The sequence below is a fragment of the Colwellia aquaemaris genome (genome assembly GCF_057548755.1).
Genome location: NZ_BAAJLV010000001.1, coordinates 605,276 through 621,969 on the forward strand (window position 1 = coordinate 605,276; position 16,694 = coordinate 621,969).

Here is a 16,694-nt window from a genome sequence, read left to right on the forward strand (position 1 = left end):
TCGGTTAGGTAGTTACACGCAGTTAAAGTACTTCCTCTTTATTTTATGAATCAAAGAAGGGTAACAACTAATGGATAACTTATTTATATTTAAAAAACGGATAGGAGCGCTTGCTTTAGCGTTACTATGCACTTTTTCTGCAAATGTTGTACAAGCTGGTGATATAGTTACTGAGTGGAGTTTTCAGACTTGGGCGGAATTTAGCAGTCCAACATGGACTGGTGGAGCAGGCACAACCAGTAGTTCAGACTTTGAACTATCATGGGGAGCTAATGATGGCGATATAACTAACGACTTTTTAAATTCAGGTTTAGGCCCGAATGACTCGCGCAGTGCATTAACAATTGGTGATGGTCCAACAGGAAATGATAGATATGGTGGCGGTGTTGTATCAGGGACTGTTGAGACAATCGTTGGTGGTGATCCAGGCACTGTTGGTGTGGGTATAAGTGCCACGCATTGGAATAATACGCTGAGTGGCAGTTTTTCAACATTAACTGGTGCTACGCTAACTGACTTTTTAACCTTGGATGCATTAGTACCTGATACTGGTGGTGTTGAAAATGCACCTACCATTGGGATTGACTTTAAGTTTCAAGAAACTGCAAATAATCCAGGTAGTGGTACATGTTTAGATGGTTCGCCATCAGCGAGCTATGTTGGAGGTTGTCCTGATATTTTTGGTTTTAATGGTGATTTAACTGTAGGAATTCCGTTCGCTTATGATGGTAATCTTTATAATATTAACATTTTAGTCTTTGATGAAAATAATAATGCAGCACCATTTGCAATGCTTAACGATGGATACTGTTCAGCTCTTGGTTTAGTAAACGGCTGTTCTGGACTAATAACTAATGAACAAATGCATACAACATTTCAATTTGGTTTTAATATTAGCCACGAACGAGCAATTACTTCGGTTCCGGAGCCAAGTTCACTATTTTTGCTAGCAATTGCGATGATTGTTTTGGCGGTAAAAAAACGTCAAATTAACTTCTAATTACTTATCTATTGAGTGTAAGTCAGAATGGTTAGGCCAGCGCAAGCTGGCCTTTTTAGTTGCCCTGTATATACCAAAAGCTTAACATTATGAGCTGCTGCAGTAGTTTTATCTGATGTAAATATAAGGATAGTGACGATGATAAGAGTGTGTTGTATTTTCAGTTTTTTGTTTTTATCTGCTTGTACAAATAAGGTTAATAGTTCAAATGGACAATCCCAATGGGACTTTGATCATCAAGTGCAGTTTAAGCAAACTGATTTGGAAAATGGCAATTATCACCTGCAAGTTATTGCTAAGCAGGATACTGAGTTTAGTAAATTAGCCACATTTTTGATGCGTAGATCTTTACGTATCTGTAAAAGTTACGGCTTTAAGATTGAGGTGTTAAAAGGCGTAGAGCGTTTTGATGATAAGCTGTCATTCCCGAATATGATCATGCCTTCGCTGTCTGCTAATATTGAGTGTCCAAAGCTTTAGACTAAAAAAAGCATAGAGATTTACTGCATTTTTTATAGCAAATAAAAAAAGGCTACTTATTTAACATAAGTAGCCTTTTTGTTATTTAGCTCTAAACGTATTATTTATGTTTAAAGTGAATTAAACAACTTTTACAGGTACAGCTTGAGCTGTATATTTTGTTGTCATTTCTTCTGTTGGTGGCGCGAAGCGCGTTAAGTCGATACCTTCAACAGCGGCAGTGTACTCGTCCATTGTTGGGAAGCGACCTAAGATAGTTGAAAGAACAACTAACGGCGTTGAACCTAGTAAAGATTCCCCTTTTTTCTCGCTGCTATCTGCTACAACACGGCCTTGGAATAAACGTGTTGATGTAGCAATTACCGTATCACCTGGCTCAGCTTTTTCTTGGTTACCCATACATAAGTTACAGCCTGGGCGCTCAAGGTATAAGATGTTTTCGTAAGTCTTACGTGCTTCACCTTTCGGGTTCTCGTCATCAAAAACGAAACCAGAGTACTTAGCTAAGATATCCCAATCACCTTCAGCTTTTAACTCATCAACGATGTTATAAGTCGGTGGAGCAACAACTAATGGTGCGTTGAACTCGATAGAACCGTTTTGCTTTTCAAGGTTACGGAACATTTGCGCGATAATTTGCATGTCACCTTTGTGAACCATACAAGAACCAACGAAACCTAAATCTACCGACTTGCCGTCGTAGTATGAAACAGGGCGAATAACATCGTGTGTGTAACGCTTAGAAACGTCTTCGTTGTTTACATCAGGGTCAGCAATCATTGGTTCAACGATTGTGTCTAAATCAACCACAACTTCAGCGTAGTACTTAGCATTTTCATCTGGTGCTAATGCTGGTGTTTCACCAGACTTGATACCCGCGATACGCTCATCAGCTAATTTAATAAGACCTGCTAATGTTTGCGCTTCGTTGTCCATACCCTTGTTGATCATGATTTGGATACGAGATTTCGCCAGCTCGATAGACTCAATTAATGTTTCGTCATTAGAAATACATACAGACGCTTTCGCTTTCATTTCCGCTGACCAGTCAGTGAATGTGAACGCTTGATCTGCTAATAAAGTACCAATGTGTACTTCGATTACGCGGCCTTGGAATACGTTCTCGCCTTCGAATTGCTTAAGCATTTGTGCTTGCGTTGCGTGAACGATGTCACGGAAGTCCATGTGATCAGCCATTTGACCTTTAAAGGTAACTTTTACTGATTCTGGAATTGGCATTGCAGATTCACCTGTTGCAAGAGCAATTGCTACAGTTCCTGAGTCAGCACCGAATGCTACACCTTTTGACATACGCGTATGTGAGTCACCACCAATGATAATGGCACGGTCGTCAACTGTAATGTCGTTTAGTACCTTGTGAATTACGTCAGTCATTGAGTGGTAAACGCCTTTAGGATCACGTGCTGTGATAACACCGAACGCGTTCATAAATGCCATTAACTTAGGCGTGTTAGCTTTTGCTTTGCTGTCCCATACAGATGCCGTGTGACAACCTGATTGGAATGCACCATCTACGATTGGAGAAATAGTAGAAGCAGCCATTGCTTCTAATTCCTGGCATGTCATAGGGCCGGTAGTGTCTTGAGAACCTACGATGTTTACTTTAACACGTACGTTTGAGCCAGCGTGTAGAGGAGCTTCCGAAGAAACACCAACAGCATTACGGTTGAAGATTTTCTCAACAGCTGTTAAGCCTTGACCTTCGTGTGAAATTTCTTTTGCGGCCGCGTATACAGCAGGTGCTTCAATACCTAATGCTTCTGCAGCAAATGTTTGTAATTTCTTACCGAAAGTAACAGCATAAGAACCGCCAGCTTTCATGAATTCTTGCTTCTGTGGTGTAAATGCAGAAGCTACGTCAGCGACTTCCTCGCTGCCGTTGTATAACTTCTTAGCTTTCGTGTCGATAGTTAATACCGTACCTGTTGCTACAGAGTATGCTTCTTCCAATATTGGGTCGCCATTTGCATCCACAACTGTGTTACCGTCAGCGTCTACTTTCTTTACCCAGTTTTTAAGGTCAAGACCAATACCACCAGTCACATCAACTGTGGTTAAGAAGATTGGTGCGATACCGTTAGTACCTGCAACAACTGGCGCGATGTTGATAAATGGCACGTAAGGAGAAGCTTGCTCACCTGCCCAAAGTGCAACGTTGTTAACACCAGACATACGTGAAGAACCAACACCCATAGTACCTTTTTCAGCTACTAGCATGACTTTTTTGCCAGGATGCTGTTTTTGAAGTGCAACAATTTCTTGTTGTGCTTCAGGCGTGATCATACATTGGCCGTGTAATTCACGGTCGGCACGTGAGTGCGATTGGTGACCAGGAGAAAGTAAGTCAGTTGAGATATCGCCGATACCAGCAACGTAAGTAACTACGTCAACTTTTTCTGCAACTTCAGGTAATTTTGTGAAAAATTCAGCTTTTGAGTAGCTTTCTAAAATGTCTTTGGCTACAGCATTACCCGCTTTAAAAGCTGTTTCTAAACGAGACGTATCGGCGTCATATAGGAATACTTGTGTTTTTAATACATCGGCAGCTGGTGCTGAAACTGAAGTGTCGTCGCTAAGTGCCAGGTCAAGTAGTACTTCAATTGAAGGACCGCCTTTCATGTGAGAAAGTAATTCAAAAGCAAATTCTGATGTAATTTCGGCTACAACTTCTTGGCCTAAAATGATTTCTTTTAAGAATTTTGCTTTTACGCCTGCAGCACTTGTTGTACCTGGAAGCGTGTTGTAGATAAAGAAATTTAATGAATCAGCACGGTATTCATTGGCTTGGTCTTTAATTTGCTCAATAATTTCCGCTAACAACTCAGCACTATCAATTGGCTTAGGCGCTAAACCTAGCTCATTCTTACGGCTTTCAATTTCCGCGATATAATCTGTATAAAGGCTCATTTGACACTCACTTTAACGATAAAAATACTAATAACAAAGTCATTAGCCAGGATAAATATTGGCGCTATTTTACCTGATTTTTAAGCTACTATGAATCATTTCATCAAATAAACACTATTCATGGTGGTTATACTGGATAGTAACCTCAGTTATGTGATTTATGTTACAGAAAAATAACAGGGCGATGGCCAATAATGGCTTAATTATTTGTGCTATTACAAATAGTCGTTCAAATGTGTTGATATAAATGGCATTGGCTCTAATCATTTAGTCGTATATCAATCAATTTGTGCATTCGATTATAATTCCACCTATCTTTTAAGTCTCAAATGCCTAAGCTATGTTATTTGCGTGAATCTAATAAAAGAAATGGCAAAAGGGACAAAATTAAGGTTAGTTATCACAAATATTAGAGGTGAACATCGTGCTGCAAAATTATCGTGAACATATAGAAAATAGAGCCGCTGAAGGCATTGTACCTAAGCCATTAGATGCTGAACAAACTGCAGCTTTAGTTGAATTAGTTAAAAATCCGCCGGCAGGCGAAGAAGTATTTTTAATTGACCTGTTAACAAATCGAGTGCCAGCAGGAGTTGATGAAGCGGCGTATATTAAAGCTGGTTTTTTAGCCGCTATTGCAAAAGGTGAGGTAAGTTCACCTATTTTATCAGCTAAAGTAGCTACGGAATTACTTGGAACCATGTTAGGTGGCTACAATATTCAGCCTATGATCGACTTGCTAGATAACACTGCGTTAGCCGATAGTGCGGCTGCAGGGCTGTCGAATACCTTATTAATGTTTGATGCTTTTTATGATGTTAAAGAAAAGGCGGAAGAAGGGAACGTTGCAGCAATAAAAGTGATGCAATCTTGGGCTGATGGTGAGTGGTTTACTTCGAAAGCTAAGGTGGCGGAAAAGATCACGGTGAAGGTATTTAAAGTTACAGGTGAAACCAATACCGATGATTTATCACCAGCACCTGATGCTTGGTCTCGCCCTGATATCCCACTACATGCCAAAGCAATGCTTAAAATTGAGCGAGATGGTATTACCCCAGATGAAGATGGTGTTATCGGTCCTATTCAACAGCTGCAAGCGCTGCAAGAAGAGGGAATTCCACTGGCCTATGTTGGCGATGTTGTTGGTACTGGCTCTTCTCGAAAGTCAGCTACAAACTCTGTGTTGTGGTTTATGGGTAATGATATCCCATTTATTCCTAATAAGCGCAGTGGTGGTGTATGTTTAGGTGGCAAAATTGCTCCTATTTTCTATAACACTATGGAAGACTCCGGCGCCTTACCTATCGAACTTGACGTTCAAAAAATGCATATGGGCGATATTATTGATATTTATCCTTATGAAGGCGTTGTTAAAAATGCAAATGGTGATGTAATTGCCGAATTTGAATTGAGCCCAGTGCTTTTGGATGAAGTACGTGCTGGTGGCCGCATTCCGTTGATTATCGGACGAGGTTTAACCGCACGTGCACGAGAAGCATTAGGTCTTGGTGAAACTGATTTATTCAACAAACCAATAGATGTTGAAGATACAGGAAAAGGCTATACCTTAGCGCAGAAAATGGTTGGCAAAGCATGTGGTGTTGAAGGTATACGCGCAGGCCAATACTGTGAGCCGAAAATGACAACCGTTGGTTCACAAGATACGACAGGGCCTATGACTCGTGATGAACTGAAAGATTTGGCCTGTTTGGGCTTTTCGGCTGACCTTACGATGCAGTCTTTTTGTCATACTTCAGCGTACCCTAAACCTGTTGATGTTATTACCCATCATACCTTACCTGACTTTATGATGAATCGAGGTGGTGTGTCACTTCGCCCTGGTGATGGGGTTATTCATTCTTGGTTAAATCGTATGTTGTTACCTGATACTGTTGGTACGGGTGGCGATTCCCATACGCGTTTTCCATTAGGTATTTCTTTTCCTGCTGGCTCAGGCTTAGTTGCATTTGCGGCAGCAACTGGTGTTATGCCGCTTGATATGCCGGAGTCTGTTTTAGTGCGATTTAAAGGCGACATGCAACCAGGAATTACTCTACGTGATCTTGTTCATGCTATTCCTTATACAGCTATTAAACAAGGGTTGTTAACCGTTGAAAAAGCAGGGAAAATTAATGAATTTTCTGGACGTATTTTGGAAATTGAAGGGCTTAAAGGTTTAACCGTTGAACAAGCATTTGAATTGTCAGATGCTTCTGCTGAGCGTTCTGCTGCAGGTTGTACAATTAAACTTGAAGAAGAAGCGGTTAAAGAATACTTAAGCTCTAATATTGTCATGCTCAAATGGATGATCAGTGAAGGTTATGGTGATGTGCGCACTATTACGCGCCGTATAAATGGTATGCAAGCATGGCTAGACAATCCATCTCTAATGTCAGCCGATAGTGACGCTGAATATGCGCATATCATTGAAATCGACTTAAATGAAATTACTGAGCCGGTAGTCTGTTGCCCTAATGACCCTGACGATGCAAAGCTATTATCGGAGGTTTCTGGTGTAGACGTTGATGAAGTATTTATTGGTTCATGTATGACTAATATTGGCCATTTTCGTGCAGCAGGTAAACTCATCGAGGGCTTTGCTGGTTCATTGCCAACCCGTATGTGGGTGACACCGCCAACTAAAATGGATAGCGCACAGCTTAAAGATGAAGGTTACTTTAACATTTATGGCAAAGCGGGAGCGCGTATAGAAACGCCAGGCTGTTCATTGTGTATGGGGAACCAAGCACGAGTAGGCGATAATACAACGGTTCTGTCTACTTCAACTCGTAACTTTCCTAATCGTTTAGGTACTGGTGCAAATGTATATTTAACCTCAGCAGAGCTTGCTGGAGTTGGTGCTATATTGGGCAAACTGCCAACACCGACAGAATATATGGGGTACGCATCGAAAATAGATGCTACTGCAGCTGACACCTATCGATATTTAAATTTTGATAAGATGGAGCAATATATTAAGAAAGCGGACACTGTTATCTTACAAGTAGAAGCCTAATTTTAGATTTTTTACTCATATGCAGAGTTTCACTATCTGCCAAGCTAGATTGAGTTAAACATTAATCAGAAATTTAATCGCCACTTTTTTAGTGGCGTTTTATTTTCAGATAAAAATTGCTGCATGCTGCTTTTTTATGGGATATGGCTGTTCACAAATGCGTGCTTAGTTTACTTGCCTAACTTTGCTTTTACTTTTTTCATATGTTCTCGAAAGCTTTTATCAAACTTAGATTCACCACAGCTAAAATATTGAGTCGACGAACCATGATCAAGTCCGTATACAGTCATATCTTGGGTAATTGAACAGGTGCCATCCTCACCTTTGGCAATTGCGATTCCTGAGCCCATGTTTTTGGTGTTTTTTTCTCGCTCTTGTGCTTCATCTTTTAATGGTAGTGAATGAGGAACAGTTTGCGGGTTAGTATTAAAAGCCGATGGTGGCTGATAGCTCTGATATGGATTATTGCTTGGTGCTATGGTAGCACGGCTATTAAGTTTACTACGCAACCTTTGTAGTTGAGTAAAACTATCAAGTTTTTTTACTGGCTTTTTTGGCGGTTGATTTGGGACTGTTTTTGCTACAGGAGGCGGAAGCGAAATGGTCTCCTGCTGATGAATTTTTGCATTTTCATTTTTAACTTCAGTTGCTGCCTCATTCGGCTGAACAGCATCTTTTACTGATTTATTTAATACCTTTTTTGTTGGCTGAGGTTTCTCTAACTTGGCTTGTTGCTCTACGGGAGTAATATCTGTTATTTCCTTGGCTACCGGCACTACTGGTTTGGGCTTTTTATATAAAAAGCTTTTGATTGGCTGTTTGTTTTTTACTGCTTTAAATGGAGGTTTAGCGGTTGATTGTGTTAACACAATAATCGCCAAAATTAAAAGGTGAATAATAATTGAAAACGCTATGGCTGTGTAATTTCCGTTTCGCACAAATAAAATAATAGAAAATTTAAAGGTATAGAATAGACGTGATATTACGGCGTTAGTTCAATATGTAGTGAAGTTATGTTGCTAATTTACTTGTTTTGTTTTTTTTATAAGCTCTGCGATATAACCTGAAGCGGCTAAGCTAGCTAATGCTGTCGATAGCTGATTCAAGTCTTTATTTAACGCAGATTTTTTCGAAATGGCAATGTAAGAGCCTACGCTCTTATCATATGAAAACTTCGCGAGTTTAATTTTAGTAGCATATACGTGTTTATCTACCAAAGGTGTTATGGACTCTTCACGTTCTAAAAAGGTATCTATGCGCCCTTTGAGTAGCATATTAATGAGTTGTTGATGATTGGTAAGAGGAATTTTTGCTATGTTGGTGTCATGATCAAATTTGTCAAAGTATGACGCCCCTCGTAACACACCAACTTTAAATAAATGCAAGTCATCATAATTGTTTAGAACGAGCATATGATCAGCTCTAATGTAAAAGCGTAATGGTAGTTTTTGAATTTTAATTGGTGGTGACAGGTAACTCATAAACTGCTCTCTTATTGCCGTTTTTCTAACGGCGATAATCATATCGGCATGTCCTGCTTGTACCAGAGAAAAACAGCGTGCTACTGGGCAATAAACAAACTTTACCTTTCGCCCTATTTTGTCAGCTAAGGCATTGGCAATATCAATATTTTCGCCAACAAATTCACCATCAACCATGTCGGAAAACGGAGGCTCTATGTGCATGGCAACTATAATTGCTGGTAAAGGCTTAGCTGAAACTTTTTCTGAAATAGTTGTTAAGGCGAACAGCGCTATAATCATAAATATCGGCAACCAAATTGGCGGACAATATGATTTATAATTCTCTGGTAAGTCGCTTACCTGGTATTGCTTGTTTTGCATTTCATTCATAGGCAATAGCGCCCATTTCATTTGCTAGAATAGGCCAAGTATTTCGTGTTAATAGTAATGTTTTTGCTACAATTAACTTATCGTATCAATTATATAAATGTCTCTAGTTAATATAGTAGATTTTCAGTAGATAGAATAAAGCCTATCGTAATTTTTTCAGTATGAGGTATTTATGGAATATCAATTTACCGATGACCCTATCACAGGGGAAGCTATTGCGCGCTTTTCCCTTGAGCATGAAGTTATAGGACCCTGGCTAGAAGTTGAAGTAGGAACAGATGCCAAAAAACTTGCGCAATTATTGTCAGCAATGAATGAAATTGAAGAAGATAAGCAATCTGAAATCACCATTACAGGTAGTGAGTACAGCGTCAGTTTTAGCCGTGGTGATGTCACAGTACAAACCAATGCTAGTATGAATGGTGCTGAGGTATTACCTGAGACGTTAACCGAAGAGAATATCGATTTTGATCAACAAGACTCGTCATCATGTGGTAGCGAAGATTTTAGAGAATTACTGCTATCTTGGGCAAAGTTTGTCAGAAAATATTAGTTTATATTCATGAGTAAATTTTACGTTTATTTACTTAGTTAATACTTGGTTAATATTTTTCGCTAAGTTACTATAAATATTATGTTTTGGCAAAAAGCCAAATTAACAAATTTTATTAATTATTGAGATCAAAACATGAGTTCTGTTACGGAAAATAACAACAAAAAAGCTAAACGCATGATCCCATTACGTTATGTATTAACGCCAATTGCCATTATCTTCTTAGCCATTGTTGGGCTAATTGTTGTCGCTGCACTCGCCCCGAAACCGGCTAAAAAGCCTACTATTATTAAAGCGCCATTGGTTGAAGTTGAAAATATCGAAAGACAAGATATTCGCTTTACAATAGCGAGCCAAGGCAGTGTGCTACCTCGAACTCAAACAAACTTGGTTTCTGAAGTGTCTGGACAAATAACCTCAGTTAACGACAAATTTAATGTCGGCGGCTTTTTTACTAAAGGCGAGGTATTGTTAAGTATTGACGATATCAGCTATCGGGTTAATTTATTGCAAGCACAGTCGCGACTTGATGCCGCTAAAGCACTCTTGGTTGAAGAACAAGCTCGCAAAGAGCAAGCTGAAGATGAATGGTTATTAACAGGGAAATCATTGGAACAAGCACCTGTATTAGCCTTGCGCCTACCGCAATTGCAAAAAGCTAAAGCAGATGTCAAAGCCGCAGAAGCAGATGTTACCGACGCAGAAGTCAAATTAGCTCGAACAAAAATTAGAGCGCCATACGATGCCATGATCAAAGAAAAGCAAGTTGAGATTGGCCAATATGTTTCAATTGGCTCAACTTTGGCAATGACGTTTGCTGTTGATTATGCCGAAGTAAGATTGCCGATTAAACAACGAGATGTTGAATTTTTAAACTTGCCTAAAATAAACCAACAAGACATAGCAACATCAAAGGTTGATATTTTTTATCAACTCTTAGGTAGTGAACATATGTGGCAGTCGAATCTGACTCGCTATGAAGGCGAAGTCGATAGTCGCAGTCGTGTGCATTATGTCATTGCCCAAGTTGATGATCCATACAGTGTTTTATCTTCTAGTGAGCATCACGAGTTACGTATTGGCACCTTCGTTAATGCTAATATCACCGGAAAAATGATAGCCGATATTGTTGCTATTCCTCGTGATGCATTGCATGGTGCCAATAAAGTTTACTTAGTCGATGACGAAAATAAATTACATATCCAAGAAATTAGTATTTTGCGCAATGATGCAAACTTTGTTTATAGTCATGATGACTTTGCAGAGAATTATCGTTTAGTCACAACGCAAATGGAAACTCCAGTAGAAGGGATGACATTACGTATTGTTGGAGAGCCTTCTACAGAAGAGGAAGAAACGCCGACGGAAACGGCGAGCCAAAGTGAGCCAGCAGAGACACAAGGTGACGACTAATGCGCGAGTATAATTCCCCAGCCAATGAAGAGAAGCTAACAGGTATCATTGCTTGGTTTACGCATAATAGTGTTGCGGCCAATTTATTGATGGTATTTATCTTAGTTGCGGGTTACTTCTCGTATCAGGGCATTAACAAAAAAATGTTTCCTGAATTCAATACTAACAGTATACAAGTTACTGTACCGCACTTGGGCGCTGCACCAGAAGAAGTTGAGCAAGCGGTAATTCTAAAAGTTGAAGAATCGCTTGAAGATATTGAAGGTATAAAGCGTATAACAGCAACGGCACGTGAAGGTGTCGGTATAGTGACTATAGAGTTGCAATCTGGTTATTCTATGTCGGAGAAGCTTGATGAAGTTCAAATGCAAGTTGACGCCATTACTACTTTTCCTGCACAAACCGAAAAACCAATAATCAGTAAGCAAGAGTTTAAAGGTCAAGTCATGTGGCTGTCGGTGAGTGGCCCAATGGATAGGCGTGCTAGACAAGTAATGGCGCAAAATATTCGCGATGAAATAATGGCTTTACCTAGTGTTAATAGTGCCGAGATTGTGGGTAGCCGCGACTATGAAATTAGCATTGAAGTTTCTGAGGAAAAATTACAGCAATATCAACTTACTTTTGATGAAATTACGCAGGCGGTAAGAAGTTCGTCAGTTGATTTACCTGGCGGTACCATTAAAGCCCGCGGAGGTGATATTTTATTGCGTGCTGAAGGGCAAGCCTATACTGGCCAAGAATATGGCGATTTAGTATTAAGAACCGATAGTAACGGTACTCGTTTATTATTGGCGGATGTTGCGAATATTAAAGATGGTTTTGTTGAACAAGAGGATTTTGCCACTTTCGACAATGAAAATACCTCTAGCATTATGGTGCAGTCGACGGGTGATCAAAATGATTTAGAAATAGCGGCGCAAGTTAGACAATATGTTGAGGGTAAAAACCAACAATTGCCCGAAGGGGCAAAGTTAACCGTTTGGGGAGATAGCTCATACTACCTTTCTGAACGCTTAGATATGATGATAAACAATATGATGATGGGGGCGTTTTTAGTCTTTATCGTCTTGACATTATTCCTACGTATTAAAATTGCCTTTTGGGTTATGCTCGGCATTCCAATTAGTTTTTTTGGCGCGTTAATGATGATGCCGCTACTTGGTGAATGGTCTGTTTCAATTAATATGCTTAGCCTTTTTGCATTTATCATGGTGTTGGGGATTGTGGTTGATGATGCCATTGTTATTGGCGAAAGTGCTTATGCTGAAATAGAAAAATATGGACATTCTCGTGACAACATTATTCGCGGTACGTTACGGGTGGCAATGCCAGCGACATTTGGGGTTTTAACAACCATAGCGGCATTTACTCCGTTACTCTTTATCGATGCAAGTTTTGCTGCTTTTTTCCGGGCCATATCGATAGTTGTTAGTTTTTGTTTAATTTTCTCTTTAATTGAATCTAAATGGATTTTGCCTGCACATTTAGCACATATGAAATATGTGCCTTTAGTGGCAGAAGACGCTAACTTTCTGGAACGTTTTCAAATGCGCTTTAAAGAAAAGTTAGATAACTTTATACACACAGTGTACAAGCCATATTTAGAGAAGGCGCTCATTGCGCGATACAATACTATGGCGGTATTTGTCGCTATTTTGATTTTATCAATAGGCTTAATTGTTGGTTCATTTGTGAAACTAGAGGTGTTTCCTAATATTCCCAGTGACTTTATTCAAGGTAATATCACTATGGTTGATGGCTCAGCGGCTCATCAACGTAATAAAGCAATAGAGAAAGTTAAAAAAGCCATTGAAACGGTTTCTGAAAATAACAAAATTAATGGCATTAGTTTTGTGAAGCATGAAATGATTTTCACCAATGGCAATACCAGTGCTAGCGTGCTGCTTGAATTAGTCAAGCCAGACCAAAGAGAGTTAGATGCCTATGAAATTGAAAAATTATGGCGTGACGAAATTGGCGAAATACCTGGCACCAAAGAACTGCGCTTTTTTGCTGGTACTAATGCTGGTGGTGGTGCTGCAATTGAGTTTCAACTAACAGGACAAAATGACCTTGAACTTGAAGCTGCAGCAGAAGCTATTCAAACACAGTTAAATAGTTATGATGGCGTATACGACGTTCGACATTCATTTAGTCGTGGTAGCCAAGAAATTAAGCTTAGCATTAAGCCAGAAGCTGAAGTGCTAGGGTTGAATTTATCAAGTTTAGCTAAACAGGTTCGCCAAGCGTTTTATGGTGATGAAGCGCAGCGTATTCAGCGTGGACGTGATGAGTTGAAAGTGATGGTACGTTACCCCGAGTCTGACCGCTTATCGGTTTCAGATTTAGAGGATATGTGGATCAGAACACCAAGTGGTGAGCAAGTACCTTTTTATCAGGTTGCTAACATTGAAATAGGCCAAGGTTTTTCTTCAATCACCCGCATTAACCAAAAGCGTTCAATTACCATTTCTGCCGATATTGATAGTGAAAAAGTTGAGTCACGCAAAGTTGTGACTGAAATGAACGACAAGTATCTGCCGGAAATTTTAGCTGATTACCCTAGTGTGCGCTACGGTATTGAAGGTGCAAGTAAGGATCAGGCTGACTTTTTATCACAATTAGGTTTAGCCGCAATAGGAGCTTTATTTTTGATTTACGGCTTAATTGCTATTCCTACTAAATCTTATAGCCAACCTATAGTGATTATGTCTGTGATTCCATTTGGTATTATTGGAGCCATTATTGGCCATTGGCTACTTGGTCGCACTATTAATATGATGTCGATGTTTGGCTTTATTGCGTTAACTGGGGTGGTGGTAAATGATAGTTTAATTATGGTCGACTTTATTAATAAAGCTAAAGGCTCAGGCATGCGTATGATTGATATTGTTAGCCAAGCAGGTACACAACGTTTTAGGGCAATTTTATTAACGTCATTAACAACGTTTTTTGGTATTTTCCCTTTGTATTTTGAAGGCAGCTTGCAAGCACAATTTATCATCCCGATGGCGATATCATTAGGCTTTGGTATTGTCTTTGCAACTGTAATAACCCTGTTTTTAATACCGTCCTTGTATATGATAAAAGAAGATATTGCCAATTTGTTTAAGCGGCGACAGGCGCTAAATGTTGAGTCGACACATTATTAGGCTCAACCATTAAGCATTTAAAGCAATAGCGAATATTAAACTTTATAAATTAAGCCGTATTTTTATAGTCTGAAAATACGGCTTTTTATTGTCTGTCGCTTAGCATATTGCTTGTCTTGAGCTCAGGTTATTTACATTATTGTCATTAGTTGTTTATATATGTGAATAATATCAGAGCGTTAACTACGCACTTCGTGCTGTTCATTATTTTAAGGTAAAGCTATGTTTGCTAAATCCACTTACGGTTTTCTGTTTTTTACATTTGCACTAATACAAATTTTGGCTTGGCCTGCGGCAGCTGAACAAGTTAAACAATGGCAACGTATTGATATCGATAAGAAAGCATCCTTACGCGGCAGTGCGATAAAGGAGAATACATTATGGGTTAGTGGTAGCGATAATACAGTATTTGTTAGCTTCGATGCTGGTAAATCCTGGCACGACCGTTCTGTAAAGACAAAACGTACAGTAGATTTTCGTGATATTGAACTATTTAACAAAAATACTGCTATTGTCATGGGCGCTGGAGAAGGTCAAAAGTCTGTTTTATATAAAACTATAAATGCCGGTGTCAGCTGGCAGTTGCTTAATGTAAATAGTGACGACAAAGGATTTTATGATGCGATTGCTTTTTGGGATGAGCAAAATGGTTTATTACTTGGTGATCCCGTTGATGGTTTTTATGTTATCAAGCGAACGTTAGATGGCGGAAAAACGTGGCGTCGAATAGCTAAAGTGAACTTGCCGGCTTTGCTGGATAAAGAAGCGGCATTTGCGGCAAGTGGCAATACCTTAATTACCGGAAAAAACGGCCAAGCTTGGCTGACAACAGGTGGATTTTCAGCGTCAGTGTACTTTAGTGATGATTATGGCGAACACTGGCAGCGACAAGATGTACCTTTATATTCGGCCACTCAAACAGCGGGAGGCTATGGTTTAGCGCTAAACAGTCAACAACAGGTATTCGTCTTAGGAGGAGACTATCAACAAAGAACTGGGCATTATGAAAATATCGCAGGTTTTCTAGATGGTAAATGGCGAAAGATTGATGCTAAGCAGCGAGGGTTACGAACGGCCATGAGCTGTATCGAAAAAGTCTGTATTAGCGTAGGGAAAACCAGTAGTGATATATCTTTCGATGGTGGTAAAGCATGGCAAGAATTTGATGATAAAACGGCGGAATTGCAGCAAAGGGGCTTTTACACAATCGCTAGTGATGGTCAGTTATTTTTGGCTGCTGGTCAAGACGGCAAAGTCGCTATATATGATGTTGAGTAAGTCGGTGTTTACCAACCAATAGATTTAAGCCAGCCTAAAATTGTTTTCGTTAATGAATACTTTGGATACTGACCAGGCATTTGGTTAGTTAGCTGGCGCTGTCGATAGTACACTTTCATTTCATTTTTTGCTTTAATTTTTCTAGTCTTAGCACTATTGGCCACTAAACGATGATCTCGTTTTAGGTATAAATCAAGGATTGGCAGATCAGATAACCCTACTTGTTCTGCTAACTTGCTATCTTCGGTTGGTGTTGACATATAGCCACTTAACATAACCATGGCACTTGGTGTGTCAATCTGCTCACTGCTAATCATATTCATCATTAACCCGGCATGTTGCCCTGCTACAATCGTTAAGATCACTCCTGGGTAATCCTTGGCTTTTTTTATCACCTCAGCAACTGCACTTGCCAAAGTTTTTTGATATGCCATTAAAGTATCGGAATTTTCTTGTTCTCTTTGCTCTGCTAAAAGCGCTTGTGAAGGGTAAGCTGTAGGTTGATGTGGCGGATGTAAGGTTAATAATGTCCATCCTTGATTTGGCATATTTTTTCGCAATTGCTTAAAAGCACTAGGGCTGGTTGGACTTTTCTGCCAATCAGGAATTAATATCATGACTCCTTTATTAATTGCAGTGGTATGTGGGTCAACCAGCATTAAGTATTCGTCCGGGCCCACTAATATCGACTCAACCTTGGTATGTGTTAGGTAATGCTTAATATCTTGCTGTTGCTGGCTAAATGCATTTATTGGCGCATTAACAATTCGTGATGATTCTTGACTCTCATTAGTTTTGGCGTCGGCTGATGGCTCAGGCTTTTTTTCGTCAGCCATAGCCTCTGTTGCTTTTTGCTGTTGCGGTGAACTTGCTTCTTGTTCCGCGGCGACCGTGACGTTGGAGAGTCCACCAGCGGATATTAAAAATACCAGCACTAAGGGGACAAACAACCTTTGAGAAAATGCAAACAATTGGAATCCTTAAAAATGAATAAACTTAATTTTTAGCCGTCATTAGT

Annotated in this window: 11 protein-coding genes; 7 read left to right on the forward strand and 4 right to left on the reverse strand. The window is 39.6% G+C overall.

The window, feature by feature from the left end; all coding sequences use genetic code 11:
• Positions 1-70 precede the first annotated feature (70 nt).
• Together AC27HL_RS02725 and AC27HL_RS02730 are read left to right on the forward strand one after the other, a co-directional pair.
• On the forward strand, positions 71-1,000 hold the full coding sequence (locus AC27HL_RS02725) for a THxN family PEP-CTERM protein (RefSeq protein ID WP_487078831.1): 930 nt from the start codon (positions 71-73) through the stop codon (positions 998-1,000).
• Positions 1,001-1,138: 138 nt separating this feature from the next.
• On the forward strand, positions 1,139-1,480 hold the full coding sequence (locus AC27HL_RS02730; RefSeq protein WP_487078832.1) for a hypothetical protein: 342 nt from the start codon (positions 1,139-1,141) through the stop codon (positions 1,478-1,480).
• A gap of 120 nt (positions 1,481-1,600) precedes the next feature.
• Here AC27HL_RS02730 and AC27HL_RS02735 read toward each other — a convergent pair whose 3' ends face one another.
• The gene (locus AC27HL_RS02735; RefSeq protein WP_487078833.1) at positions 1,601-4,408 is read right to left on the reverse strand and encodes a bifunctional aconitate hydratase 2/2-methylisocitrate dehydratase; all 2,808 of its coding nucleotides are present in this window, start codon (positions 4,406-4,408) and stop codon (positions 1,601-1,603) included.
• A gap of 424 nt (positions 4,409-4,832) precedes the next feature.
• On the opposite strand from AC27HL_RS02735, the gene acnB reads away from it, so the two are divergent.
• Positions 4,833-7,424 carry a bifunctional aconitate hydratase 2/2-methylisocitrate dehydratase gene (gene acnB, locus AC27HL_RS02740; RefSeq protein ID WP_487078834.1) on the forward strand — a complete coding sequence of 864 codons (2,592 nt, stop codon included), beginning with the start codon at positions 4,833-4,835 and terminating at the stop codon, positions 7,422-7,424.
• A gap of 170 nt (positions 7,425-7,594) precedes the next feature.
• On the opposite strand, the gene AC27HL_RS02745 is transcribed toward acnB, so the two are convergent.
• On the reverse strand, positions 7,595-8,293 hold the full coding sequence (locus tag AC27HL_RS02745) for a hypothetical protein (RefSeq protein WP_487078835.1): 699 nt from the start codon (positions 8,291-8,293) through the stop codon (positions 7,595-7,597).
• Between the two features lie 150 nt (positions 8,294-8,443).
• Entirely contained in the window at positions 8,444-9,277 is an 834-nt protein-coding gene (locus tag AC27HL_RS02750) for a substrate-binding periplasmic protein (protein ID WP_487078836.1), read from the reverse strand.
• A 172-nt stretch (positions 9,278-9,449) separates the two neighbouring features.
• On the opposite strand from AC27HL_RS02750, the gene AC27HL_RS02755 reads away from it, so the two are divergent.
• From AC27HL_RS02755 to AC27HL_RS02770, 4 genes are all read left to right on the forward strand, one after another.
• On the forward strand, positions 9,450-9,830 hold the full coding sequence (locus AC27HL_RS02755; RefSeq protein WP_487078837.1) for a YacL family protein: 381 nt from the start codon (positions 9,450-9,452) through the stop codon (positions 9,828-9,830).
• Between the two features lie 135 nt (positions 9,831-9,965).
• A complete protein-coding gene (locus AC27HL_RS02760) occupies positions 9,966-11,243 on the forward strand; it encodes an efflux RND transporter periplasmic adaptor subunit (RefSeq protein ID WP_487078838.1) in 1,278 nt (425 codons plus the stop codon).
• Entirely contained in the window at positions 11,243-14,398 is a 3,156-nt protein-coding gene (locus tag AC27HL_RS02765; protein ID WP_487078839.1) for an efflux RND transporter permease subunit, read from the forward strand. Before AC27HL_RS02760 ends, AC27HL_RS02765 begins: the two co-directional genes overlap by 1 nt.
• A gap of 222 nt (positions 14,399-14,620) precedes the next feature.
• Positions 14,621-15,676 (forward strand): WD40/YVTN/BNR-like repeat-containing protein, encoded by a 1,056-nt coding sequence (locus AC27HL_RS02770; RefSeq protein ID WP_487078840.1) that lies wholly within the window; start codon positions 14,621-14,623, stop codon positions 15,674-15,676.
• A gap of 8 nt (positions 15,677-15,684) precedes the next feature.
• Here the strand turns inward: AC27HL_RS02770 and AC27HL_RS02775 are convergent, their stop codons facing one another.
• A complete protein-coding gene (locus AC27HL_RS02775) occupies positions 15,685-16,647 on the reverse strand; it encodes a DUF3530 family protein (protein WP_487078841.1) in 963 nt (320 codons plus the stop codon).
• Positions 16,648-16,694: the final 47 nt, after the last annotated feature.